The organism is Neobacillus sp. D3-1R, from assembly GCF_052180215.1.
Taxonomy (GTDB): Bacteria; Bacillota; Bacilli; order Bacillales; family Cytobacillaceae; genus Pseudoneobacillus.
In genome coordinates this window covers 824093-847955 of sequence record NZ_CP197471.1, presented here as the reverse complement: position 1 = coordinate 847955, position 23863 = coordinate 824093, and the positions used below count along the sequence as shown (strand labels likewise).

Below are 23863 nucleotides of genomic sequence, written 5' to 3'. Positions count from 1 at the left end.
AAAGAGCCTTTCTAAAACATTACCTATTTGCTTTTCAGCTTACACGATGTCTGTTTTCATGAACATAGATGATATAATTGTTATATACACTATTTTGCTATTTTCATATTTTGGATGTGAAAAAAAATGACGATTAAAATCCGCTACTGCGGTTATTCCTATCATAAACAACCCTTTTATTCTCACTATAGATCCGGCTACCCATTCTACTTATTTCGTTTACAAACAGAAGGCTTCTGTGATGCGATTGTTAAAGGAAAAAAATTAGAAATTGAAAAGGGAGATTTATTGCTGATTAAACCAGGAGATCATTATGAATTGCTCATTGAAGAAACGCAAAAGGTTTCCAAAGAGCCTATGGTAATGAGTGGGGATTATCACTTAGTCTGCGAAGGCTCGTGGGTGGATGAGTGGTGGAATCGTTCTAGTAAACCTACCATATCGAGAATTGACCTTGATGAAAAGTTGATATCATTATGGCGGCATCTCATGATCGAAGAGCGCCGTCCTGCCGCTGAAGAACATAATGAACTATCAAGCTATTTAATGAAAGCTCTTTGTCTTTCTCTTGAACGGGCAGTGAACGAAACTGCTCCATCGTTTAATCGGCCATATGCTGTTACACGGATGATGCGCTATATTGAAGAGCATGCGACCACTGCATTTAAAGTGGACGATGTGGCTCGTCATGTCGGTCTAAGTGTCTCAAGGTCTGTTCATTTATTTAAAAGCAGTGTCGGAAAAACGATGATTCAATATGCACTGGATATTCGTTTATCTGTTGCTGTGGAGCGTATGAAATATACCTCTATGACACTAGAGCAAATTGCCGAGGACTGTGGATTTGGTGCTTATCCTTATTTTCATCGAGTGTTTCATAAGAAATATGGGATCGCGCCCGGGGCATATCGGAGGCAGGAGTAGGGGTGATTGGGATTAGGGGTTGGGGGTTGGGAGTTGATAAATGTAAAATGCGGTTGATAAAGTCGGAGTTGCGGTTGATAAATGGGGATTCCGGTTGATAAATTTCTAAAAGCGGTTGATAAGTGAATTATTTATTGGTAAAAAACAAAAGTCGATGGGGATTCATCGGCTTTTGAGTTTGTCTTATTTAAAAAGCTTGTTAATCTCTGTCAATAAGTTGAGCATATACATCAGAGGTCAGCATACTTCTCTGAAAGTCGAGCATATCTTTGTGAAAGTCGAGCATATCCTCTTGAAAGTCGAGCATATCTTTGTGAAAGTCGAGCATATCTCTCTGAAAGTCGAGCATATCTTTGTGAAAGTCGAGCATATCTCTCTGAAAGTCGAGCATATCTCTCTGAAAGTCGAGCATATCCTCTTGAAAGTCGAGCATATCTTTGTGAAACTCGAGCATATCCTCTTGAAAGTCGAGCATATCCTCTTGAAAGTCGAGCATATCTCCCCGAAAGTCGAGCATATCCTCCTAACTGCCGAGCTATAATCAAAGCATTTTTCAAAAACAGGATCGGATCTCACTCAAAAAATTGAAAAATGGGTATCTAAAACGAAAAAAGTTCATTTAAATAATCAAATCTCATCCCAAAATACGTTAAACTTGTCCAATCCAATTGTCATCATGACGTTTAAACGCTGCTCTTATTTCATTAACCATATCAACTGGAAGTGGGCCCTTTTCAACAAGCTTCACGTTATGTTTTAGGTGTTCAAGATTACCTGTTCCTACGATACAGCTGCTTACCCCATCTAAATATGCGGTAAATCTTAATGCCAGTTCTCCCAAATCGATACCATGTGGATTCAAATTCATCTTCTGCAATCTTTCCCAATATACCTCGGAATAATGTCCCACTGGACGTTCATTGAATCTCCATGGTGCATTGGCAATGGGGCGTTTTGCAATGACCCCCATTGATTTTGTGTTTGCTTGAGCCAATCCATTATCTATAACACGCTGGTCACAGATATTGATAGAGGTTTGAATGCTGCCAAAGGCCCCAGTGGATATGGCATATTCTAATGCTTCATTCTCTCCAGAATAAGCAGCGACTCTCACTTTTCCTGTCTTAACCGTTTCTTGAAGAGCTTCTACTACTTCCCCTTTTTGTAACGTTTCTAAAGGACAGGAATGAAGATGAACAATATCAATATAATCCGTTTTCATTGTTTTTAGTGCTAAATCTACGCCAGCCATAATACAATCATAGGTCCAGTCCTCAAATCCAGGAACACTATATCCTACTTTTGTGGATAGAACAAATTCTTGTCTTCTTTTGGATAAAAACTTGCCTATACGTTCTTCTGAAAGTCCGTAGCCACGTGCTGTATCAATAAGTGTAATCCCAGCATCTAAAACTTCATTTAATAAAGTTTCAGCAGAGCTATCATCCATCTTAGAATCTCCGATATGACCTGCACCAAAACCAAGTACAGACACCTTTAAACCTGTTTGGCCAAATTCTCTCATTATTTCAGACCACCTTTCAATCTCTACACCCATAGTGTGCTGCTCCTGATTCCTGATTGTCAAGCCTGTTCCAGGTGAAAAAATAAAGAAGACGATACATGTCGTCTTCTCTATTCTGGAAAGTATGGATTTAAATGAATAAGCACTTCTTGTATATTGTCATATTTATCCATAAGGGTTAGTTTAATTTCCTTTGAAAGGTCGTGCCCCTCTTTAATTGTCTTCTGATGATCGATTGAAATTCGAAGGTCCATTAATATGTAATGACCATGCTCCCTGGCTCGTATTCGGTCAATTCTTTTTACCTCCGTAAACGATGAAATCAGACCGATATATTCGTCAAGTGTCTCAGGGTCAATATTCCGTTCAAGGAGGATATCAAAGGCTTCGCCCAACATTTCCTTGGCTATTTTAAAAATAAGATAGGCAACAAAAATACTCGCCACTTTATCCCCGTACATAAGGAAAGTAATATCGAATTTATCTCCCAAAATGGATAAAGCAACCCCAATGGCAGCTGCAATCGAAGCTACTATATCTGCTTTGTGGTCTAAAGCTATTGCTTCAATGGCCTTACTGTTATGACTTTTGGCCACTCGTAAAGAATATCGGTATAAATACTCCTTAATCGCATAAGAAGCGATCGCCACCCACATGGCTAAAATATTTGGAGTAGTAATTGGATGGAATAATCCAAGGATTCCTTCCACCACGACATATATGGAAACTAGCAGCAGGAGGATTCCAACAATTCCTGATACAATGACTTCTGCTTTACCATGGCCATATGGATGTTCCTTATCGGCAGGTTTATTGGCTATTCTAATGACCAAAAGAACGATGATAGAAGCAAAGACGTCTGCTGCGGAGTGAATACCATCTGCAAACACGGAATCACTGTGCCCGATCCAACCAATAACCATTTTTCCTATTGTTAAAATAATATTAATCCAAACACTTATCCAAGCGACTTTTTTCGCTATATTTTCCCTTTCCCCCATAATCTTCTCCTCAAAAAATAAAATAGATTTGTCCTTCTTTTCATCCCTAAAACATCGTAACAATTAAATACTGTGTGGGTCTACAGCAACCTTTTTTCATTAACCTATACTATTAATAGACGGGAAAAAGTTTTGCCTTAAGGAAACTAGTCCAATTTTTCATCAAAGAATCCTAATGCATATTTTATTCCCTCTTCGATTTCATTTGTTTCATACGCCACTAAATCCTCATGTGAAATTTGCAGCTTTGTTTTAGTTAGGGAATAACCGCTATCTAGATTAATATCAAGCAATACTTCATACCCTTCTGCTGTTGATGTGATATCAATAATGTCATAGTCACGAATGGACGTTCCAATCTCATATTCCAAAGGCTCTAGTTCTGACATAAAAGCACCTCCTAGGTATTCATCGTAACGTTCACTATTTTATCCTAAACAGTTGGCTGTCATCCGTAAAAAAAACAGACCTCTTTTTTAAGAAGTCTGTTTTTATCTATTATTCACCTAAATCAACATTATGATATACTTGTTGAACATCATCTAAATCTTCTAATGCATCAATTAACTTTTCGAATTTTGCTTGAGCATCTTCTGGAAGTGTAATCTCGTTTTGTGCAAGCATCGTTAATTCGGCTACAGTGAATTCTGTAATTCCTGCATTTTTGAATGCTTCTTGTACAGCATGGAATTGGTCTGGTTCTGCATAAACAATCACTGATTCGTCTTCTTCTAAAATGTCACGCACCTCTACGTCTGCTTCCATTAATAGTTCAAGAACTTCATCAGCTGATTTGCCTTCCATCCCAATGACAGCTGTTGCATCAAACATGTAGGCTACAGAACCACTTACACCCATGTTTCCGCCGTTTTTGCCAAATGCTGCACGTACATCTGATGCTGTACGATTCACGTTATTGGTTAATGCATCTACGATGACCATAGAGCCATTTGGTCCAAAGCCTTCATAACGAAGTTCAGAGTACGTTTCATCTGAACCGCCTTTTGCTTTGTCAATCGCACGGTCAATGATGTGTTTTGGCACATTGTATGTTTTAGCACGTTCTAACACAAACTTTAACGCTTGGTTCGACTCTGGATTTGGATCACCAGATTTTGCTGCAACAAAAATTTCTACACCAAATTTTGCATAAATACGGCTAGTATTTGCATCCTTTGATGCTTTTTTTTCTTTAATATTATTCCACTTACGACCCATTTCGTTCCACTCTCTTTCGACTTCTATTCTACATCCCTTGATGTATTTATAAGCGCTGCTTTTACAACACTTTTTCAAAATATGAAAAATAAGTTCGAGATGCGTTTAAAATGCATTCGGCCTGTTATATTATAACGCAAATTTGCTATTTGTTAAAACAAATAGTTAAACAACCAACACCATAAGTTCATCATCAAAATACGTATCATCTATTTTAATGGCTTTCTTATCTATACCGTAAGTCTCAAAGCCTAGTGATTGATAAAGTTTTTTCGCAGGTTCATTGGATGCGATCACACCTAAATAAATCTGTTCAATATGTTCCAGGGTTTTAGCTTTGTTTATAGCTGCCACCATCAAAGCTTTCCCAATCCCTCTCATGCGGTTATGAGGGTTTACGTACATCGCCGCAATATTTGCTCTGTGTTTTAGCTTGTTTTTCGTTTCAAAAATTAACGTCACCACTCCCACTAACTCCTGCTGAAAAAACGCACCAAACGTTAAGGATTCCACGCCGTTTAATCGGCCTTTATATCTTTCTAACAAATAATCCTTTTCCTCCTCATAACTGGAACTAAAGCTGTCTGGATTAGTTTGTAACCCTTCCAATCTAATTTTTCTATATTGCTCTGCATCATTAGAATCGAGAACTCGAACTTCCATCTTATCTCCCCCTATTCTGGATCTCTACCCATACAATAATGGATTTACAAATTGTTTGTAAATATTGATTTATTACCTCTACAATTTAGGACATCCTACTGTTAGGAGGTGAATCATATGAAAAAGCAAAGCTCTTCAAAAGATGAAGAAATTAAAAACAGCAGCCCGATCAATAATGAATATTCCATCTCAGATCTTATTTATTCTGAACAGGATGATCTAAATAATCAACAAATGAAGCACAACAATGAGTGAATATCTTATCGCAACAGCAATTTAAAAAATTGATGTTTTTTGTTTCGAAAATATTTAGCGTGTCGAAATAAAATGGTAAAAAAATCCCCTAAGTTATGCTATACTAAATATAGTTTTTTCAGAAATTTTAGAAAGATATAAAAGGGGAGATTATGGTGACAAAGGTGAAATATCCTGAAGTTTGGGACTTGGATGTATTTTTCCCAGGAGGTAGTGATTCTCCACAATTACGGGAACATTTAAATCTTATTGCCCCACAATTAACAAGCTTTGAAGAAAAAGCACAGCAATTTAAGGTACCGGAATCAGTGGCTGCTGCGGGTGAAATCGCTGAGTTGCTTGAGGAAATCACAAAGATTCGCACCGATATTGGTCAAGCTAGATCCTTTATTGGATGCTTATTGGCTCAAAATACGACAGATAAAAAAGCTTCTGTTCTTCAAGCTGAAGTATCTGGTATCCAAGCCCAACTTACTACCGCTATGCAAAAAGTACAAAAAACGCTTACAAATACAGAGGATTCAGTATGGCAAAGTCTGCTTGAAATGGAATCTCTTCATCCATTTACGTTTGTTTTAAACGAATGGCGTGAACAAGCAAAACAAAAGCTTTCTGAAGAAGAAGAAAGTCTTATTACAGCTTTGACAGCAGATGGCTATGAAGCTTGGGGCAATTTATACAACTCTGTTGTCGGTGAAATGAAGATACATATTGGAGATAAAGCATTATCCGTTGGTCAAGCAAATAACTTAAAATCCAATTCTGATGAAAATATCCGAAAAGAAGCTTATCAAGCATTAGAAAAAGCCTGGACCGAAAAAGAGGATTTATTAGCGAAGATTCTTAATCATCTTGCTGGATTCCGCTTAAACGTTTACAAAAAACGCGGATGGAATGATGTGTTACAGGAACCACTTGCCTATAACCGAATGAAGCAAGAAACGTTGGATGCCATGTGGGGCGCTATCAGCAAGCATAAGCAACCATTTGTTGATTATTTAAAACAGAAAGCTACATTACTAGGAAAAGAAAAGCTTGAATGGCATGACCTGCAAGCACCTGTATCGAGCAGCACACAAAAATTGGAGTATCAGGATGCGGCTGAATTTATCTTAAAGCATTTTGGCCAATTTGGACCTGAATTAGAAAGCTTTTCACGAAAAGCGTTTGAGGAAGGCTGGATTGAGGCTGAAGATCGTCCAAATAAAAGAGTGGGTGGTTTCTGTACTGGTTTACCAAAATCAGAACAATCCCGTATTTTCATGACGTATAGTGGAACGATTGGCAATATGGCAACACTAGCTCATGAATTAGGTCATGCCTTCCACTCCCATGCTATGAAATCTGTACACGGGTTAAATAGACAGTATGCGATGAATGTTGCCGAAACAGCTTCCACATTTGCAGAAATGATTGTTTTTGATGCGGCTGTGAAGGAAACCACTTCAGATGCAGAAAAAATCTACTTACTCGAAGAAAAAGTGAAACGCAGTATGATGTTCTACATGAATATTCATGCTCGCTTCTTATTTGAAACGCGTTTTTATGAAGAAAGAAAGAACGGCATTGTTTCCGCTTCTCGTTTAAATGAATTAATGCATGAAGCTCAAAAGGAAGCCTATGTCGGTGTATTAGATGAGTTTGACCCACATGCTTGGGCATCCACCTTGCATTTTTACATTACCTATGTTCCTTTCTACAACTTCCCATATACCTTTGGCTATTTGTTCTCATTGAGCATTTATGCAAAAGCATTAGAGGAAGGAGAAGGCTTTGAAGAAAAATATATGGCCATGTTACGTGACACCGCTGTCATGTCAGCAGAGGATCTTGCGATGAAGCATTTAGGTGAGGATATCACGCAAGAAGCCTTCTGGGAAAAAGGTATCGCCTTATCCGTGAAGGATGCAGAGGAATTTTTAACACTAACTTCAAAATAGGTATAACAACAAAAAAGCTTCTTTCTAAGAAGCTTTTTTGGTTGTTATACGGGACTATGAGAAATTTAATACCTGATCCGTCGTTACGATGGTAGCAAACTCCTCGCTTAAATTCACCATTGTCATATTATGAATCTCATCCGCTTCATAGACTTTTCCATCTGGTCCTTTACGGTCAAAGGTTGCCGTCGCATCGGTCACTAGAAAAGTATGAAAACCAAGGTTGCCAGCCATTCTAGTTGTCGTTTCTACACAATGATTCGTCGTAAGACCCACAATCACCAATGTATCAATGTTACGTTCTCTTAAACTACTTTCAAGATTCGTCCCGATAAAGGAACTATTTACACTTTTGCGAATGATTAACTCCCCTTCTAAAGGAACAATAAAGTCTTTAAACTCCCTTTCAGGGGTAAAATCACCTTCCACATGCTGAATATGGTAAATAGGTCGCTCGGTCTCTCTCCATTTTTTTAATAACCGTTCAATATTATCTTCCGCATGTGGATTATTTCGTTTCCCCCATCTAGGATTTTCAAAAAACTTTTGTACATCTACAATAATTAGAGCCGTATTTCTTGGTAATTGATTCATTATAAGCCCCCCTTTATTCCAAAATTATAAATCTACTTTCGGAAAAAATTAACATTATTTCCAAAGCCTTTCATTGGATTTACTTTAAAAATGAAACTTTTTAAAGGATTATTTTTTAGAAAAAAAATAGACCCTTAACTAAGGGTCCTTTGCGCATTGGTGGATGTTTTCATAATGACGTGATAGTAAATGATTTGGAGCGTTTGGGCTAAAAGATAAATAGGGATAGACCAATGCATTTTATACCCTTTTTCGTAATGGAATAATCCTAGTTTATGACCAATCCATTCCATAAGAAGCGAAAAAGTGCTCCAGATTAATACATAAGGAAGATGCCCAAATCCTTTGACATTTAGTTTTTTATAGAAATAGATAAAAAAGTAACCATACGGTCCATACATGACATAGCTTAAAAAGTCCATAAACTGATAGGCGGAGCTATCGTTCACATCGTAATAGTCCCAAGGCTCCACACTTATCGTATGATCATAAAACATACCAATTAGAAAACCAAATATAAAATGGGCAATTCCTTCTAATAACGTAAAAATTTTGGGCATGATCCAGATGGCAATGGCTAAGACAATAAGACTGATAATAACCATCCATTCATTTGCATCAAAGGATCTTTCATAGACTACGTTCATGTTTGGTTCCTTCCCGTTTTGAAAGTAATAGCAATAGTTTGCTTATTAGTAATCCAATTAAAAGGTAAGCAATGTTAATAAATAAATCACTTATCATATTCCATCGGAGGAACTTTTCTACTTTAAAATATACGGATAGAACGTCCATCACCTGTAAAGTGCTTAATATGAGGATAAAAGCGCTCACTTTTTTTACCCAACCATCAGAAAGCAAATAAAGATTGCAAAATATGAGTACTAATAAAGGAATGATAATTTCTCTGTGGATTAGTAAAAATATAAATAGGACCTCATTATCCGTGGTTTTTATTTTCTTTAGTACCAATGACATGATGCTTATATAGTTTCTAGTGGAAATCTCCATCAGCATAAATAAAATGGAGTTTTGTAAAAATGACATACTTTTTTTCATAAAAAAAGCGATATATGAAATCACAACCACTAAAATAATCGATAAGGGTAAAGCCATATTTTATTCTCCTTATTCTCCTAATAGGAGTAATGTCTATATTTTCTCCTTGTTATATGAAAAAATGCCTATAATTTTATTGGGAGGGTTAGAATGAAAAAAAAATTCATCTATTTATTTGAATTATTCTTAACCTTGATTTTTTCTCCGCTCTTTGAATATAGAAGTTTAGATACCAGAATGGTTGATCGTCATATTAATGAATTAAAGCAATACTCATGGTTTCTTCTTCTATACGAAGACGAGAAGTTCAGAAGATTATTTTATACAAACTATAAAATTCGAAAGTATCTAGAAAGTCCCTTTCGAGTCGAGAGGCTAATGAAAAATAGCCATGCTCAAGAAAAATTTAAACAATACCTAGGAAAACAACTATTGAAATAAATGGGATTCTCTTGCGTTTTCCTTGTTTGTGATATAATGACGAAAGTGACATATTGGAGAGGTGACAAGGATGAGTGTACATAAAGATTTAGCCGAACATGCATCAAAACAAAATGAAACGTTTAAAGAGTTTTTAGCTCTTGATCAAAAACGAGAACAATATATAGAAGAGGCTGTCTCACTATGTAAGCAAGGCAAACCTTTTTCAACGGATAAGATAAATCAAGTGACTAACATAATGAATCAAATCAACCTGCGTTTCGTCCCAGAAAGAAAATTTGTAACAGTTGAAATGGTTGAGGAGTTTGTAAAAAGAAAAGAGAGCTAACTTCTTTATTGAAGTTTAGCTCTCTTTTTTTGTGTGATAGGGGTAAAAGTTGATAAATAGGAAATTTGGTTGATAAATGCTTGTTTACGGTTGATAAATAGTCGAATTTGGTTGATAAATTTCAAAATACAGTTGAAAAACCTCAACAGAGGTGAAAATTTTCATAAAAAAAGGCTATCTATGAATTCCTCCTTAGACAGCCTTTTTGGATTTTAGTTTAATTGTTTGGTTCGTTTTCTTGTGATTCTTTATTGTAATCATATAGTGTTCGATCAATCGGCTTAAATCCTTCTGGTGTATAGAAACGTAATAAGTCACCATTTACCACTTTGTCAGAGTAAAATAATTTTTGCTCGACACTCTTTTGTAGCTTATGGGCTTCTTCCAATCGATTCTCATCTAACAACAAGCCAGTTTTTGAATCATAGAAATTACCCTTTGCGTAAGTGATAGTAGGACTTACATAATCACCATTTCTAAAAGCAACAAGATCATCATGTTGTTTCGATAATAGATCCGTTCCAAATTGAACATAATCTTTTGTATCCAAACCTAGTAAGTGAAGAAGCGTTGGTAAAATATCCACTTGACCACCGTATTCGTGGTTGACTCCACCGTCTACACCAGGCACTCGAATGAACAATGGTACACGTTGTAATCCAGCTGTTTCAAAAGGTGTAATTTCTTTGCCAATAACTTGTTCCATTGCTTTATTATGATTTTCTGAGATACCGTAGTGGTCTCCGTACATAATAATAATGGACTTATCATATAAACCTGATGCTTTTAGATAATCAAAGAATTGCTTTAAAGCTTCATCTGCATATCGTGCTGTTTGGAAGTACGTATCAACAGATTTATCACCCGTTGTATTTGGCGCTATTGTCGCATCTTCCTCTTCTATCGGATAAGGGAAATGGTTAGATACGGTAATAAATTTTGTATAGAATGGCTGAGGTAATGATTCCAATAATGGAATGGATTCCTCATAGAACGGCTTGTCCTTAAGTCCGTATTCAACCATAGCTTCTTCGTCCATTTGATAATAGTTTGAATCAAAGAAATGATTATATCCAAATGACTTATAAATCTCATTACGATTCCAGAAGCTTCCAGAGTTACCATGGAATACAGCAGATGAATAACCATGTTGACCTAAAATACCAGGTGCAGCTTGGTAAGTGTTCATCCCTTTAGTAGTAAAGGCTGAACCTTGCGGTAAACCAAATAATGAGTTTTCTAACATAAATTCAGCATCAGATGTTTTCCCTTGTGCTGTTTGATGGTAGAAATTATCAAAGTAAAACGTATGCTTTTCATTTACTAATGAATTTAGGAATGGCGTTACTTCTTCTCCATTTAACTTGTAGTTAATGAGGAAGTTTTGCATCGATTCAAGGTGTAGATAAATGACATTCATTCCTTTTCCAGCACCAAAGTACGCTGGATTTGGAGTTGCATAATTTGACTTTGTAAAGTTAATAACTTCTGTAATATCGCTGCTATCTGCCATAACTCTTTGAGCAGATGCTTTTGTACTTTGAACCGCATCATAAATCGTGTAATTATACATACCTAAATATTTCACAATATAATTACGATCAAACCCTCTTGTTAATAATTGAGGCCGGTCTGTTTCGGCTAAAGAAATATTGGCACTTGAGATCGCTAAGGCGATTAAAAATAATGCCGCTACTTTCCTGCGAGTCATATTTTTCACTTCAATTTTCACAGAACGGAAAGCAAGTAATAATATTAAAACAATATTATCAAGGAAAAATAAGAAATCATATGGTTTTAAAAGAGACGTTACACTTGTACTTACATCACCAAAGTTTTGAGTCTGTGTTAATGTTGGCAATGTAATAAAATCATTAAAGAAACGGTAATATAAAATATTGGCATATAAAAGGAATGATAATACGAAGTCGATAATCATTAACCAAATATACTTTCTACGTCCTTTAAAGAGGGAAGCAAATCCTAAGAATAGAATAGCCGACCCTAATGGATTAATAAATAAAAGAAACTTCTGTAAAGTATTTTCAATTCCTAAGTCAAATTGCGTTAACTGAGCAATGTATGTTTTCATCCAAAGGAAGAATACCGTCAAAAAGAAAAAGCCAATATATTTAGTAGAAATACTTTGACCCTTTTTTAATAAGTTATTCATTTTTATTGCACCTACCTTATAGCACATTATTATGGCATAAATGAAGTATGATTGAAATATGAAATTTGAACCAATTAAACTAGCATCTATTTTAACAGTTAAATATGAACATTTTATGAATAAGTCCAATTTAATTTTTAAAAATTTGTCTCTCACAAGAACATTACTATACTCCTTTTACAGGAAATGTCAAGACCTAAAATATCTGTTTTTTAACATAAGTTTGTCCTCTCCTCACCATAAAAAAAAGGCCGTCAGTGACGTTCCTTTTTTAAAAAGGTCCTCCATTATCATTTCCATTTTTTATATTATTTAAGTATGTTTCGGCGTAGATTCTTTCGGATGTTGAAATGTTCTTTGCATTTTCATCGGGGTTGAAGTTTGTGATGCCATGCTTTTTATGCCACCAATCAACCAGTAACCCGAAGCCAATTAAGATCGCCATAAAAACGATTAACCACCACATATGACCCCTCCTTTAATGTATTAACCACCTATTTATTTTATTCCCTATATATTAGACGTTTTTATCCTTAAAAAGTTTCATAAAAAAAAATGCCCTTTACGAGCATTGCCAAATCAATTGAATATTTCTAAAAACCATGGGTAATCAAACTGTCCCTCGGATATCTTTATAAATTTCCCGGCAATCCCAAGATGGGTGACCCCGTTTTCAAAGGCGACAACTGGGGTATAAGTCGAAAAGAAAAGAAAATTCAACCTTTCTAATTCTGTTGGCAGATTGGAATCAGGTTGCTTCCCATATATTTTTTCAGAAAATCGATCATAATCATCTTCTGTTGGATTCGTTGTAAAAAGAAATCCAAACATAAAAACAGCAGTGAAGATACTTATTTTCCATTTTTTCATTTTACTCTCCTTTAAAGAAAGCATTTTGACCGAATGAACTCTTTAAAATTTGCTTCACCAGCTTTTTCAACCAGATCTTGCAAATTAATTTTCTCTAATACATACTCTATTACCTCTTTATAGATTTGATAACCTGAATCTTTGTCTGTTTCTATAATTCCCCATATTTCGTCTTTGTTTAGCTGTTGCGGTCGATCTTGAAATTGTTTGGCTGTGTGGATGGCAAATCCTTCAAAAAACCACTTTGGTCCCATCTTTTCCTCTTCACCATGAAGGATTCTAATATGTAATTGATGGGCCAATTCATGGATGATCAGTTTCTCATAGAAATCACTCTCATATCCTTGGGGATAAATATCTAAGTAAACTTCTGGAGAAACCATAAGTAAATGATCATTTGCAACAATTGCCGACGCCGTTTTTGGGATGATGACATTTTCTTCTAAGCCAAATGCCATACAAACTGCTTTATCGAAATCCTCTTTTGTCGAAAAAATTTCAACTTGATTAATTAAAAAAGTATTTGTATAAAAATTCCAATTGCGTGATTTTGCAAAAAGGTTTATGTTTTCCATAGCCTTCTTAATCATTGCTTGGTAAGTCCCCCTATTTTTTTCCAAAGAGTCTGGTAAAAGAAGAGGCAACTCAAACTCCCCTATGGTTCCTAACATACTTCTCCCCCTATTACTTATATAATAGACAAAACAAATATCAACGTACTATTTCTTTTTAGAAATATGTATAAAAATGTAAAATTGATCCTTTATCTAATTTGCTTTAGTTTAATTTTATCAACAAAAAAAATCTAGTAGCAAGACTAGATTCTTTTTTTTATCTCTTCTCTTATATCTTCTATTATATTGTCAGTCAATTTTGCTGGAAGGGAGTGTCCATCTTCGAAAATCCATGCATTTAATAATTCAAGGTCTTCTTTTTTAAATGTAATGCTATATTCTTGATGATCATAGCTAAATTCTGCAGTAACCGATTCTTCACCATAAAAATCATCATCAATAATCATGTGTGTCACTTCATATTGGTTCACTTTTTAGTCTCCTTACTAACCATTCTTAATTTTAGAATTAGCATTAATAGAATGTTTATTCATCTATAATCATGGGCTGGAAATCCTGGCTTCGGAAGCTAAGGGAGCTCTAATTTTAACTTTTAATATACATAAAAATGCGAGGACCATACTTCCTGCTGCGGTATAGAACAAAATCCCAAAACCAAACCAGTCAATTAAGAGTCCTAATGTAGGGGGAGAAATGATCGCTGCTAAAGAGGAAACTAGATAATATAAACCCGTTCGTGTTCCATAACTATGTTCACTTCCGGTAGCCATAACAAATGGGTATGCATTGATATTGACAAGAGCCCAGAACATGCCTCCAACTAGAAGAATAGATCTTAAAGCTAACGCTGAATGAACACCGCTTAACAATATAAAGACAATAATTAATCCTAATATCCCAACCATAATTACTTTTCTCTCACCATACTTCGCGCCTAGTAAACCACTTGGTATTGAAAAAAGAACGAAACTTAAAGAGAAAAAAGCTAAAGAGAAAGCAGAAGCACTTCTAGATAAACCTATCTCGTTGACACCGTATAGTGTAAATAAGGCTTCCATTCCCTGAATGGAAATGAACCAGAAAAAAATGGCTCCTAAAAGAAAGAGTGTTTGCTTATTTAATTCTGTTTTATATTTCATTGTAGGTTGTTGGATAAAATTAGTTGAGATTCCGTCCCTTGATTCATTAATATTTTTATAAATGACCCACAATGCGATTAAGAAAATGATAGAAACAGCTATAAAAGGTAAGGATTCCATGACACTAAATAAGAATGCTCCCACGCTAAAGGCTAAAATAGCCCCTAACCCTCCCATGAAGTTGATGATACCGTTTGCTTTCGTGCGATGGGCTTCGGGCGTAATATCTGGCATAAGAGCGATAGTCGGGGAACGAAAAATAGCCATAGACAAGTTCATACACAACATAAAAATTATGAGCGTCACTAAACTTTGATGAAAAGGAATAAGCGCAAAAAAGACAGAAGCAAGAGGGATGCCAACCAATAGATAAGGCATTCGCCGACCAAAACGGCTACGCGTTCGATCACTTCGGCTCCCAATATAGGGCTGCAAAAAGAGGGCGATATAATTATCCATTGTCATCAGAAAGCCAATTAATGCCGTACTTGATAAATAATTATTTAGAAAAAATGGAACAAAGCCATTGTAAAGTGCCCAACCTATACTAATACTAAAAAATCCAAACCCTAGCAGCCATGTTTTTTTCATTGCAACACTCCTTTATGGGTGTCTACTCCCAAAAAAAGGAGCGCTACTATTGTATGCGTAGTAGCGCTCCTTTTTGCTTGTATCAACTTTTTAAATAAACGAATGAAAGAATAAGGCGAATAGAACAGCATCCCTCTATCCTCATCTTCGATCTTTGCATAAGCTTTGTCGATCCACCGCATCCGGCGGTTGTTCCATCCACCCATGCTCGATTAACATGTTGGCCCCATCTTCCACAAATAAAGAGATATTCGTGAGAGATTTCAAATACATTAATCCAATGTCACGTCTCCCGTTAACCGCCAGTGAATTTCCAAAAGCCCGTATCTTCATAGAAAACATATCTACTTTATGAAAGATCATTAATTTATCAGAAAAAGGAGCAATGGTTGATTTCGTTACTAAATGGTCAAGTAAGGATGGTGAAGGTAAATCATTATTATGCAGCTGTCTCATATAACGTTCTATTGATTTTGCCGTAATTTCTTCACCCTTCAAGAAAAACTTACGGGCTTTTTCCATTTTTGCCACTTGACCAAATGCAGTTAATAGCGCTTTGCTTGTTGTATTGTTTTCAATATTATCGTACAGATGAGTTATTTCTAATGCATGTAATGGTCGAACATCTCCAAAAAAACCTTTTAAAAAATCTTCATCTTTTACAAAGTCTACTCTTTCTGGAATCGGGATAATCGGAATTTTAACGATAAATCCTTTTTTCCAAAGGATTTCATTAAGTTGACCTAACAATGCTATCGTGCGTTCTATACAATGGATAAAAAAGTCTTTTACATCTGTTCTCAACATTAAGGGAATCGCAACTCCATAAATACTCATTCCTGCTTTTGCTGTGTATTTTAAATAATGGACATAAAACTCATCCTCAAATAACCGTGGAGCATCTAAATTGACATCGTCTTCTGTAAAACCCACTGGAATTGCGCAGCCTTCCTTATGAAATATATCCTCAATGGTACTGATAAAGTCATTACATAAGTTTAAGGCATTTTGGACTACTATTCTGATATCCTCATCATCTACATGCTTTAAAAAATAACGTAAAATACATTTTGACATACTGTTCCCGATATACGAAGCCCATAACTTTCCTAATTCAGCTGCTGTTAATTTTTCATCTAAATTTGATTTAGGTGAGCTTATATGTATTTCTTCCAAATGTCCCTTGTTTTCCATATATATCCCCTTGCGCTTAGAAGAAATAGAACTTCTTCCGTGTTTTACCTTATTTTTATCTATTTTGAAAAAAATATTCTATCCTAGCCAAGCTTTTCCACAGAAATATATATTAATGGGATATCATAAAAACTACCCTCGCAAAAACCCACCTTCCGAATGTATAACCTGTCCGGTAATCCAACCAGCTTCTTCACTAGTTAAAAATGCAGCTAAGCGTGCCGTATCTTCAGGCATTCCAATCCTACCCATAGGGAATTTGGGTAAAAGGTGTGTTCTTATGTCATCTGTCATCCATGTCGTGTCTGTCGGTCCGGGATTAATGGCATTAACTGTGATGCCTAAATGAGCCACACCCGCTGATAAGGACTTAGAAAAAGCAGTTATCGCTCCTTTTGTTGATGCATAAGCTAATTCATCAGACATAGGTCCCAACTCTTGACCTGAAGTCATATTAATGATTCTTCCAGCACTCATATTCCTTTTCTCAAAACGTCTAACAAATTCTACGGATAATAAAAAAGTAGACCTCATATTAACGGCGTAGTGGTCGTCAAGTATCCTGGCATCTAAATTCATATAACCATCATTTATCGAGTGGGCAGCATTGTTTATTAATATAGAAGGAAAGGCTAATTGTGAGGTTACATTGTCTAATATTTTATGAGCAGCATCCGCTTCTGATAAATCTATTTCTAAGCTATTAGACCGAACACCAATCTCCGATAACTCCTTTTGAAAAATATCCGGCCACCCCTTTTCTGCATTCCAATGCGTAAAGAATATATTTATTCCTTGTGATGCTAATTTACGACAAATAGCAGCGCCAATCCCTCTTTCACTGCTTACTCCAGTAATTAGGGCAACTTTATTTTTTAAATGATTCATTCTTGATTCCTCCATTAAACTAACGTATTCATTTTATTCATAATAAAAAGCAGACCCTTGAGAGGTATCTGCTATCCTTAAATGTTGTTCTTTTCATTCCTAATAATAACACAATTGGGATTTGTTGTATGTATTGGTCTTATGGTTGAAATCCCCCCTATCAAACAGGGCAGCTGCCTAGTAGGCAGCCCTGACTTCTAGTACTCCATTTTACTTAAAAAGTCCCTAGTCTAAAGATATCAAATTATCGCTTATACGTTCCATGTCCATGATGATAACCGTGACCTGGAATATAGGTACCATGTCCGTGATGGTAACCATGACCAGGAATATAAGTGCCGTGTCCATGATGATAGCCTTGGCCTGGATGATAGGTGCCATGCCCGTGATGATAGCCTTGGCCTGGATTGTAGGTACCGTGTCCATAATGATAGCCTTGGCCTGGATAGCCCACATGTATTGGATAATAGCCGTGGCCAGGAATAAAAGCACCAGGGTAATGTCGATCCATTCTTTTCCCCTCCTTGAACGAATTAACATATTGTATGTTTACATCCTCCAAATAGGGTAGATTCCCGCCCAAGCTTGTAAAATAAAAAAAGCCGCTTAAACGCGACAAAATGAAGTTATCCTATAGATAGCTCTATGGAGTGAATAGCCTTAGATAAAGTTGATTTAATCGAAACTTTATGGAAGGAAAGTCCCAATTGCACAGTTGTTTGAGCTATTTCAGGTCTTATCCCAGAAAGAGTAGTCCTCACACCAATAAGATTTAAAGCTTCAATTAATTGAAAAATCTGATGCGCTACCATCGTATCGATGATAACCACACCGGACAAATCAAGAAGTAGTTGATTTACTCCTAGTTTGGCACATTGCTCTAATGTACTCTCTAGCATGAACTTGGCACGTGCTGTATCAATTTCTCCCACAAGAGGTAATATAGCGACATCTTTGTTTAATAAAATAACAGGTGAACTTAATTGGATAATCAACTCTTGTTGGGCTTGAAGCCTTCTCTGTGAATGATTATTATACTCCTCTGTAAACCAAATCATGACTTCACTAAACGTTTTGATCACAATTCGGTGCCAGGCATCGATTTCACTTTTGGAATATTGATCCTTATGAATTTCACTAAATTCGATAATTAAGTTGAGGTATTGTTCTTGTGTTCGAAAAAATTCTCTGAGTATATATTGAATAGGGGTTTTTAAATGATTTTCGTCTTGGGCTACCTTCACAATCCACTTTTCCAACTCACGAAAGAATTCCGTTTCCTCTTTTACAAAAACCTCACAAAAATGCTGGTGAAATTCATAGTTTTGCTTCTTAATATTTTGAATGATGTCAGAATCATTAGAGGCATACACACCAGAATCTTCACTTTTATCTAGCGCTTCGTACCATTCTTCCGTTAATTGCCAAGTTTTTTCTATAAAAAATTGATATAATTCTTTATTTCGATGCATTTCTTCTCCCCCTACTTTTTGGACACAAGTACGTTTATATTAAGTGTGGCTTCTCTTAAACTATCGAATCATTACTATTTACCCTTTTTCTGAGTAATAAAACCTATATTCTTTATTTTTCCGATCCTGTATAGGCAAATTTATTTTACAAACGATAATAGTGGAGGTGTTTATATGCCAAGTAATCAAGAAAATGACCAAACAATTAAATATAGTATATGGGAAACACGTACGAATAGTAATCAACCTGCTATAAATGGAAAAACTCTAGAATCCATGCAAATAATTAACATGGAATCCAACCCCATGGATGAACAAGAGAAATCATAAAAAAGGTTTAAACAGAAATAGAAAAGACCAAATCCTGAAATGTGATTTGGTCTTTTTTTGTATTATATACAGCAGAACCTACTTAACGGGTTGTCATTATTATTCTTATAATTTTGCTTGAACTGAATTTAATTTGCTCTCCATCGAATGGACTTTATCTCTTCTGTCATCGATTCGAATGTTGGTACAAACTCGCTGTAAGCCTTTTTGAAATGGGACTTCATGAATCTCTTGAACAACTTCTAGTAAAACCTTTAAATCCCCTTCAATCAGTGTACTCATTGGAGTTAATTGATATTTAATTTCACCTTCATGCTTTGCTAATACCTTTTGTATTTCAGCTACATACTCACTTACACTTGGGGTGCTTGTTCCTACTGGGATGACCGTAACATCAACAATTGCCATCTTACTTCCTCCTGCATTCCTATTTTTTCTTATCATAACACAAGGATGGACTACACACGAAATGGCAGGAAGGAACTCCAGAGGATGGTCAATTTTTCTTTAAAAGAATAAATTGCATTTTCTCCTCTTGAATGCCTTTTTCTTTCCAGCTAATAAAAGCTAACAATTCTTTATGTTTTTCAATATATCTGCATTCCCCTTTACATTTCCATGTATAAGTACCATTATTGTTTAACTTCGGAGTCCCCATTGCATAATAGGGATGGATATTCATTTCTACATTACTTACATTATGCTTCCCTTTATACTGAATCCTTAGATTATAACTTGTTTCCAAGCTAACAATCTTTGCACGGTATTTTACTGTCCAATCATCCGTTTCACCTTGATAGGAAACAGACTTTGTTTGAAGGAAAATGATATAAAAAGTAGTTAATAGGAAAAGTATAATTAAAAAACGAATTAGTTTCTTCCACATAAAAAAACACCTCTTATATAAGGCTCTTTTCTGAAACTTTTTGCTTTTTCTAACTAATAAGTAGGCATTTCACCATATAGGGTGTTAAACTCATATGAAAAATTAAGAAAAGAGCTGAGCTCTTATTAAGAGAGCCTGTAAAAATCCGGCTTTAGGGATTTTTACGAAAACCACATTCTATACGAAAACAGCTTTATTTAAAGAGATGTCCAAATCTAACATAATATGTGGAAACTTATGAAATATTATATTTTTCTTTAAAGGTTGGACTTAATTCGCTCCAAACATCAAACTGGTTGCCATCTTTATCCCAAAATACAAAGTTTCTTCCCTGATGTCCTCTATTTTCGATTTCTCCCACTTTTATATTTTTCTCAAGAAATTCCTTATGTAAATCCTGCAAGGCATTCAATCCATTTACTTCAAAGGTGATAGAAAAACGGTCATACCCTTCTTGATCAAGAAAATTAGAGGTTTGATTGTCTTTTGCCTTTACTAAAAAGAAACTTTGATTTGCTAAATTAATGATTGCTTTATCATTGTCTTTGTAACTTAATTCAGCTCCTAAATTGGTTACATACCACTGGGCTGATTCATCAACATTCTGAACAGGTAAATAGGTTGTTCCCACCCTTAAAAGTTTCTCTTGCATCACACTTTCCTCCTTTCATCTTCTACTTTTCCTAAAATAGTGTTCATTCTGTCAGCTTGTTCCTGTTTATTTATGTACTCAAAAAAGCCAAGTCTATTTCCCCACGGGTCCGAAAAAGTTCCCCATTTTACTGGGACCTCTGCCTTTGAGAATATTTCAAAATCCTCTATATATAATTCTTTTCTAACACGACCCTGTTCTGCCTTTATATCCGGTACCCCAAACCGAATGGGGCCACATCCATCAGATGGTGTTCCTTCTGCTAATTGTAACCAAGTTCCTGGAATTAGCTCCCACTCCGCGAACCCCTCATGAGGAATAAAATCAGGCCTTCTATTAAGTAAAGTAGAATACCATTTTTCACCTTCTGAAAAGTCAGTTACTCTTACTTGATAGGTAATTTCAAAAATCATTGCTCCCTCCAAAAAATAAAGGGTGGCAAAGAGTCACCCTTTTTTTATTTACATATTCTTAATCAAATTGTAAATACTCTAATACATTTCCAAAAGGGTCACGGAAACTGATAAACTTTCCTGGAGGACAGGAGGTTGGCTCGTCAATGATAAAGGAAACTTTATGTTCTTTTAATTTTTCTACAGTCTGATAAATATCTCCCGTTTTTAGGGCTAAAACCACTCCTGGCTTATAGCTTTCTTGGTTATGGGAAGAAGTTTCTGATTCCTCTAAGACAATCGGCAGCTCCCCATGCATAAGGGTAACGATTTTAGGACCATATTGTTTATTGATTTCAAAACCTAAAACCTTTGTATAAAAATGAATGGCCTCTTGAAGATCTGGTACATAAATTCCGATAACGCAAACTTGACTCATCACGTTGTCTCCCTTCTATTACACTTTATAGAAGGTATTCTACACATTACAGAAATTCCCTTTTAATTTATTGTAATTCTAAATGTTTGGTACAATTAAAAAGAATACATTCCCACTTTCTTTCTATATTCTTGAGAATGGTGATAGACGTATTATCCATATTGGTTTTTGAAAAAGTTTCTGGCATTAACCGTTGTAAGGTAAGACCAATCAAGGCACCGTGACTTACTACCAATATTCGCTTTCCTGGATAGTTTTGAACGATTTCTTCTAAAAATTCTATTCCTCTCTGCGAAACATCTCCTCGTGGTTCCATCCCAAGATTTAGTTCACGCCAATTTGTTCCCCATCTTTGAATTCTTTCTTCCTCTGTTGTACCTTCAATAAGACCACAATTTATTTCTCGAATTCTTTCATCTATAACCGTAATTGGCAAATTTAGTTTATCAGCTATGATTTGTGCTGTTTCCCTTGCACGAGTTAAGGGACTAACCGCAATCATATCCCACTCTTCTTCTAATGCAAGTCTATGAGCTAAGGCCACTGCCTGTTGTTTACCTGTACTATTTAAAGGAATATCAATGATTCCCTGTGACTTTCCAAGTTCATTCCACTCCGTAATTCCATGCCTAATGAATCCTATTGTAGTCATGAGCCATCTCCCCATTTTAAGTGTAGCTTTCTTAGGTTAAATTTTACCACTTTACAATTTTACTTAAAAACTAGATTGCGAGATTTTCATCCCAAATAAAAAACAACAAATGTAGCAGTCCAATTAGTATATGAATTGGGTTGCTTTTATTTGTTGCTATAAAAGAGTTTATGCGTGTACATATATTTTTATAAAAATATAGCCTTTCATTTCTTGAATTTCCACTATATAGTTACAGGGAAAATAATTTTTAAGGAGTGGCGCAAATGTTTATTAAACTAAAAAAAGAACAACAAGAACTCATGATATCTGACATTCAATATTTCTTTTCTCAAGAAAGAGATGAAGAAATAACTGAATTTGCTGCAGAAAGAGTATTAGATTTCATTAAGGAAAAGCTTGCACCACACTTTTATAACGCCGCTGTCTTAGATGTAAAACATGTAGTTGAACAGCAATATTCTTCTCTTGAGGATGAAATCTTAACACTTGAACGTCCGATCAAAAGATAAAAATTATAGGGATAGATGATTCCCTTTTCAAAATAATAAGCTGAAAACACAAGTAAGGAATAAAAACTTGTATATTTTCAGCTTATTGTAGTGAAATTTGAATAAATGGAATCACTATATTTTAGAGTAACCATTTTTTTAATCTCGTTAAATTTTCTTCTAGAAAAAGTGCATTTTTTTCAATTCCTCGACGTTTGCACCATCCAATACTATTGAAGGCATCAGTAAATCGATAAAATGGTAATACATTTTCTAGGTCAATTAATGGTCTGATACTTTTATAGCCTTCTTGATAGGCTTTATAGAAGTTAACATCTAAACTTAAAAAATCGCGATACAATTTGGTGAAATCTATTTCTGTTGAACCAAATCTCACACTCTCAAAATCGATCATTCCTATAACTTTACCATCATTAACAATAATATTGGCTGGACGAAAATCCATATGTACAAAGCTTGGTCCATCCGGAGACGGGAGCTGCTGTTTCATCTCTTCATATTTTTCAATGGCTTTTTTGTATAATGGTTCATCCAAAATATCCCTTACATCTTCAGCAAAACTATAAAATTGGTGTTCAACAAAATTAGACCAGTTCGGATATTCATTATCTATACCCGTTAACACTTTCTCTGCAGGAGGACGTATGGAATGCATCTCAGCATGAAGGATTCCCACTTGGTACGCTATTGTTTCTGTTGCCATAGATGTTAACGGTTTTCCTTTTAATTCAGATAATAAAAAAGCACCATAACATTCCTCATCACCAGACCAGTAATCTATCATTTCAGGAATGGAAACATTTCCTTTTAAAATTTCATAGGCTTCCAATTCCCTTTGAAACTTTAATTTTGTAAAAGGAATTTTCAAAAAAACATTTTCACCATTTGACAACGTACATCTATAAACGGTTGAGCTATGTGAGTCCTCAACCTCATTAATTGATTGTACCTGCAATCCAAATTGTTGAATGACACGATTTAACATCAAACTTACCCCCATTTTAAAATAAACCTACCTCTTGTTAACAATTCAAATTATTAATAAAACTTGTATATTTTTAGTATATAAGATCAATTCGTTATGGAAAGAAACTAAATTTTAGTTCTTGATGAATTTCTTGTTAAAGAGAAAGCTTATATTGAATTAGTT

Annotated in this window: 33 protein-coding genes; 7 read left to right on the top strand and 26 right to left on the bottom strand. The window is 35.4% G+C overall.

The genetic code is table 11. The annotated features are described in order from the left end of the window. The first annotated feature begins 126 nt into the window (after nt 1-126). A complete protein-coding gene (locus ACSBPO_RS04150) occupies nt 127-924 on the top strand; it encodes a helix-turn-helix domain-containing protein (RefSeq protein ID WP_442598818.1) in 798 nt (265 codons plus the stop codon). A gap of 199 nt (nt 925-1123) precedes the next feature. Here ACSBPO_RS04150 and ACSBPO_RS04145 read toward each other — a convergent pair whose 3' ends face one another. The 6 genes from ACSBPO_RS04145 to ACSBPO_RS04120 form a co-directional block, all read right to left on the bottom strand. Further along, a complete protein-coding gene (locus ACSBPO_RS04145) occupies nt 1124-1441 on the bottom strand; it encodes a hypothetical protein (RefSeq protein WP_442598817.1) in 318 nt (105 codons plus the stop codon). Nucleotides 1442-1573: 132 nt separating this feature from the next. After that, entirely contained in the window at nt 1574-2449 is an 876-nt protein-coding gene (locus ACSBPO_RS04140) for an aldo/keto reductase (RefSeq protein WP_442598816.1), read from the bottom strand. A gap of 110 nt (nt 2450-2559) precedes the next feature. Further along, the gene (locus ACSBPO_RS04135; protein ID WP_442598815.1) at nt 2560-3450 is read right to left on the bottom strand and encodes a cation diffusion facilitator family transporter; all 891 of its coding nucleotides are present in this window, start codon (nt 3448-3450) and stop codon (nt 2560-2562) included. A 146-nt stretch (nt 3451-3596) separates the two neighbouring features. Next, nucleotides 3597-3839, bottom strand: coding sequence for a hypothetical protein (locus ACSBPO_RS04130; RefSeq protein ID WP_442598814.1), 243 nt, complete (start codon nt 3837-3839; stop codon nt 3597-3599). 109 nt (nt 3840-3948) lie between these two features. Further along, a complete protein-coding gene (locus ACSBPO_RS04125) occupies nt 3949-4668 on the bottom strand; it encodes a YebC/PmpR family DNA-binding transcriptional regulator (protein WP_442598813.1) in 720 nt (239 codons plus the stop codon). A 165-nt stretch (nt 4669-4833) separates the two neighbouring features. Next, a complete protein-coding gene (locus ACSBPO_RS04120; RefSeq protein ID WP_442598812.1) occupies nt 4834-5331 on the bottom strand; it encodes a GNAT family N-acetyltransferase in 498 nt (165 codons plus the stop codon). A gap of 117 nt (nt 5332-5448) precedes the next feature. On the opposite strand from ACSBPO_RS04120, the gene ACSBPO_RS04115 reads away from it, so the two are divergent. Together ACSBPO_RS04115 and ACSBPO_RS04110 are read left to right on the top strand one after the other, a co-directional pair. Further along, the gene (locus ACSBPO_RS04115; protein WP_442598811.1) at nt 5449-5586 is read left to right on the top strand and encodes a hypothetical protein; all 138 of its coding nucleotides are present in this window, start codon (nt 5449-5451) and stop codon (nt 5584-5586) included. A gap of 155 nt (nt 5587-5741) precedes the next feature. After that, a complete protein-coding gene (locus tag ACSBPO_RS04110) occupies nt 5742-7526 on the top strand; it encodes a M3 family oligoendopeptidase (protein ID WP_442598810.1) in 1785 nt (594 codons plus the stop codon). A 54-nt stretch (nt 7527-7580) separates the two neighbouring features. Here ACSBPO_RS04110 and ACSBPO_RS04105 read toward each other — a convergent pair whose 3' ends face one another. The 3 genes from ACSBPO_RS04105 to ACSBPO_RS04095 all read right to left on the bottom strand — a co-directional run bounded on the left by ACSBPO_RS04105 (nt 7581) and on the right by ACSBPO_RS04095 (nt 9236). Beyond that, complete coding sequence (locus ACSBPO_RS04105) at nt 7581-8120, bottom strand: cysteine hydrolase family protein (RefSeq protein ID WP_442598809.1); 540 nt, start codon at nt 8118-8120, stop codon at nt 7581-7583. A 134-nt stretch (nt 8121-8254) separates the two neighbouring features. Beyond that, nucleotides 8255-8767, bottom strand: coding sequence for a hypothetical protein (locus ACSBPO_RS04100; protein WP_442598808.1), 513 nt, complete (start codon nt 8765-8767; stop codon nt 8255-8257). Then, a complete protein-coding gene (locus ACSBPO_RS04095) occupies nt 8751-9236 on the bottom strand; it encodes a hypothetical protein (protein ID WP_442598807.1) in 486 nt (161 codons plus the stop codon). The genes ACSBPO_RS04100 and ACSBPO_RS04095 overlap by 17 nt, the downstream gene beginning before the upstream one ends. A 93-nt stretch (nt 9237-9329) precedes the next feature. Between ACSBPO_RS04095 and ACSBPO_RS04090 the strand changes: the two genes are divergently transcribed. Together ACSBPO_RS04090 and ACSBPO_RS04085 are read left to right on the top strand one after the other, a co-directional pair. Further along, on the top strand, nt 9330-9620 hold the full coding sequence (locus ACSBPO_RS04090; protein WP_442598806.1) for a hypothetical protein: 291 nt from the start codon (nt 9330-9332) through the stop codon (nt 9618-9620). Between the two features lie 70 nt (nt 9621-9690). Further along, nucleotides 9691-9948 carry a DUF2533 family protein gene (locus ACSBPO_RS04085; protein WP_442598805.1) on the top strand — a complete coding sequence of 86 codons (258 nt, stop codon included), beginning with the start codon at nt 9691-9693 and terminating at the stop codon, nt 9946-9948. A 217-nt stretch (nt 9949-10165) separates the two neighbouring features. On the opposite strand, the gene ACSBPO_RS04080 is transcribed toward ACSBPO_RS04085, so the two are convergent. The 10 genes from ACSBPO_RS04080 to ACSBPO_RS04035 form a co-directional block, all read right to left on the bottom strand. Continuing rightward, on the bottom strand, nt 10166-12121 hold the full coding sequence (locus ACSBPO_RS04080; RefSeq protein WP_442598804.1) for an LTA synthase family protein: 1956 nt from the start codon (nt 12119-12121) through the stop codon (nt 10166-10168). 271 nt (nt 12122-12392) lie between these two features. Next, a complete protein-coding gene (locus ACSBPO_RS04075) occupies nt 12393-12587 on the bottom strand; it encodes a hypothetical protein (protein ID WP_442598803.1) in 195 nt (64 codons plus the stop codon). A 113-nt stretch (nt 12588-12700) separates the two neighbouring features. Then, on the bottom strand, nt 12701-12991 hold the full coding sequence (locus tag ACSBPO_RS04070; RefSeq protein ID WP_442598802.1) for a hypothetical protein: 291 nt from the start codon (nt 12989-12991) through the stop codon (nt 12701-12703). A gap of 11 nt (nt 12992-13002) precedes the next feature. After that, a complete protein-coding gene (locus ACSBPO_RS04065) occupies nt 13003-13662 on the bottom strand; it encodes a hypothetical protein (protein WP_442598801.1) in 660 nt (219 codons plus the stop codon). A 146-nt stretch (nt 13663-13808) separates the two neighbouring features. Beyond that, nucleotides 13809-14036, bottom strand: a complete 228-nt coding sequence (locus ACSBPO_RS04060; RefSeq protein ID WP_442598800.1) for a hypothetical protein — start codon at nt 14034-14036, stop codon at nt 13809-13811. A gap of 69 nt (nt 14037-14105) precedes the next feature. Further along, nucleotides 14106-15296: an SLC45 family MFS transporter gene (locus tag ACSBPO_RS04055; protein WP_442598799.1), complete on the bottom strand. Its 1191-nt coding sequence runs from the start codon at nt 15294-15296 to the stop codon at nt 14106-14108. Between the two features lie 141 nt (nt 15297-15437). Further along, nucleotides 15438-16490, bottom strand: a complete 1053-nt coding sequence (locus ACSBPO_RS04050) for a DUF3231 family protein (protein ID WP_442598798.1) — start codon at nt 16488-16490, stop codon at nt 15438-15440. 132 nt (nt 16491-16622) lie between these two features. Then, nucleotides 16623-17378 (bottom strand): SDR family oxidoreductase, encoded by a 756-nt coding sequence (locus tag ACSBPO_RS04045; RefSeq protein ID WP_442598797.1) that lies wholly within the window; start codon nt 17376-17378, stop codon nt 16623-16625. A 244-nt stretch (nt 17379-17622) separates the two neighbouring features. Further along, nucleotides 17623-17889, bottom strand: coding sequence for a hypothetical protein (locus tag ACSBPO_RS04040; RefSeq protein ID WP_442598796.1), 267 nt, complete (start codon nt 17887-17889; stop codon nt 17623-17625). Nucleotides 17890-18004: 115 nt separating this feature from the next. Beyond that, a complete protein-coding gene (locus ACSBPO_RS04035) occupies nt 18005-18850 on the bottom strand; it encodes an STAS domain-containing protein (RefSeq protein ID WP_442598795.1) in 846 nt (281 codons plus the stop codon). Between the two features lie 174 nt (nt 18851-19024). Between ACSBPO_RS04035 and ACSBPO_RS04030 the strand changes: the two genes are divergently transcribed. Beyond that, a complete protein-coding gene (locus ACSBPO_RS04030; protein ID WP_442598794.1) occupies nt 19025-19180 on the top strand; it encodes a hypothetical protein in 156 nt (51 codons plus the stop codon). A gap of 105 nt (nt 19181-19285) precedes the next feature. Here ACSBPO_RS04030 and ACSBPO_RS04025 read toward each other — a convergent pair whose 3' ends face one another. The 6 genes from ACSBPO_RS04025 to ACSBPO_RS04000 all read right to left on the bottom strand — a co-directional run bounded on the left by ACSBPO_RS04025 (nt 19286) and on the right by ACSBPO_RS04000 (nt 22201). Further along, nucleotides 19286-19588 carry an MTH1187 family thiamine-binding protein gene (locus ACSBPO_RS04025; RefSeq protein WP_442598793.1) on the bottom strand — a complete coding sequence of 101 codons (303 nt, stop codon included), beginning with the start codon at nt 19586-19588 and terminating at the stop codon, nt 19286-19288. Between the two features lie 88 nt (nt 19589-19676). Further along, on the bottom strand, nt 19677-20066 hold the full coding sequence (locus ACSBPO_RS04020) for a hypothetical protein (protein WP_442598792.1): 390 nt from the start codon (nt 20064-20066) through the stop codon (nt 19677-19679). 235 nt (nt 20067-20301) lie between these two features. Then, nucleotides 20302-20718 (bottom strand): VOC family protein, encoded by a 417-nt coding sequence (locus tag ACSBPO_RS04015; RefSeq protein ID WP_442598791.1) that lies wholly within the window; start codon nt 20716-20718, stop codon nt 20302-20304. Next, nucleotides 20718-21131 (bottom strand): VOC family protein, encoded by a 414-nt coding sequence (locus ACSBPO_RS04010; protein WP_442598790.1) that lies wholly within the window; start codon nt 21129-21131, stop codon nt 20718-20720. The genes ACSBPO_RS04015 and ACSBPO_RS04010 overlap by 1 nt, the downstream gene beginning before the upstream one ends. A 58-nt stretch (nt 21132-21189) precedes the next feature. Continuing rightward, nucleotides 21190-21549: a VOC family protein gene (locus ACSBPO_RS04005; protein ID WP_442598789.1), complete on the bottom strand. Its 360-nt coding sequence runs from the start codon at nt 21547-21549 to the stop codon at nt 21190-21192. A 67-nt stretch (nt 21550-21616) separates the two neighbouring features. Further along, a complete protein-coding gene (locus ACSBPO_RS04000; RefSeq protein WP_442598788.1) occupies nt 21617-22201 on the bottom strand; it encodes a histidine phosphatase family protein in 585 nt (194 codons plus the stop codon). Between the two features lie 266 nt (nt 22202-22467). Here ACSBPO_RS04000 and ACSBPO_RS03995 point away from each other — a divergent pair, with 266 nt between their 5' ends. Continuing rightward, nucleotides 22468-22713, top strand: coding sequence for a DUF2164 domain-containing protein (locus ACSBPO_RS03995; protein WP_442598787.1), 246 nt, complete (start codon nt 22468-22470; stop codon nt 22711-22713). A 121-nt stretch (nt 22714-22834) separates the two neighbouring features. Here ACSBPO_RS03995 and ACSBPO_RS03990 read toward each other — a convergent pair whose 3' ends face one another. Continuing rightward, entirely contained in the window at nt 22835-23698 is an 864-nt protein-coding gene (locus ACSBPO_RS03990) for an aminoglycoside phosphotransferase family protein (RefSeq protein ID WP_442598786.1), read from the bottom strand. Nucleotides 23699-23863 lie beyond the last annotated feature (165 nt).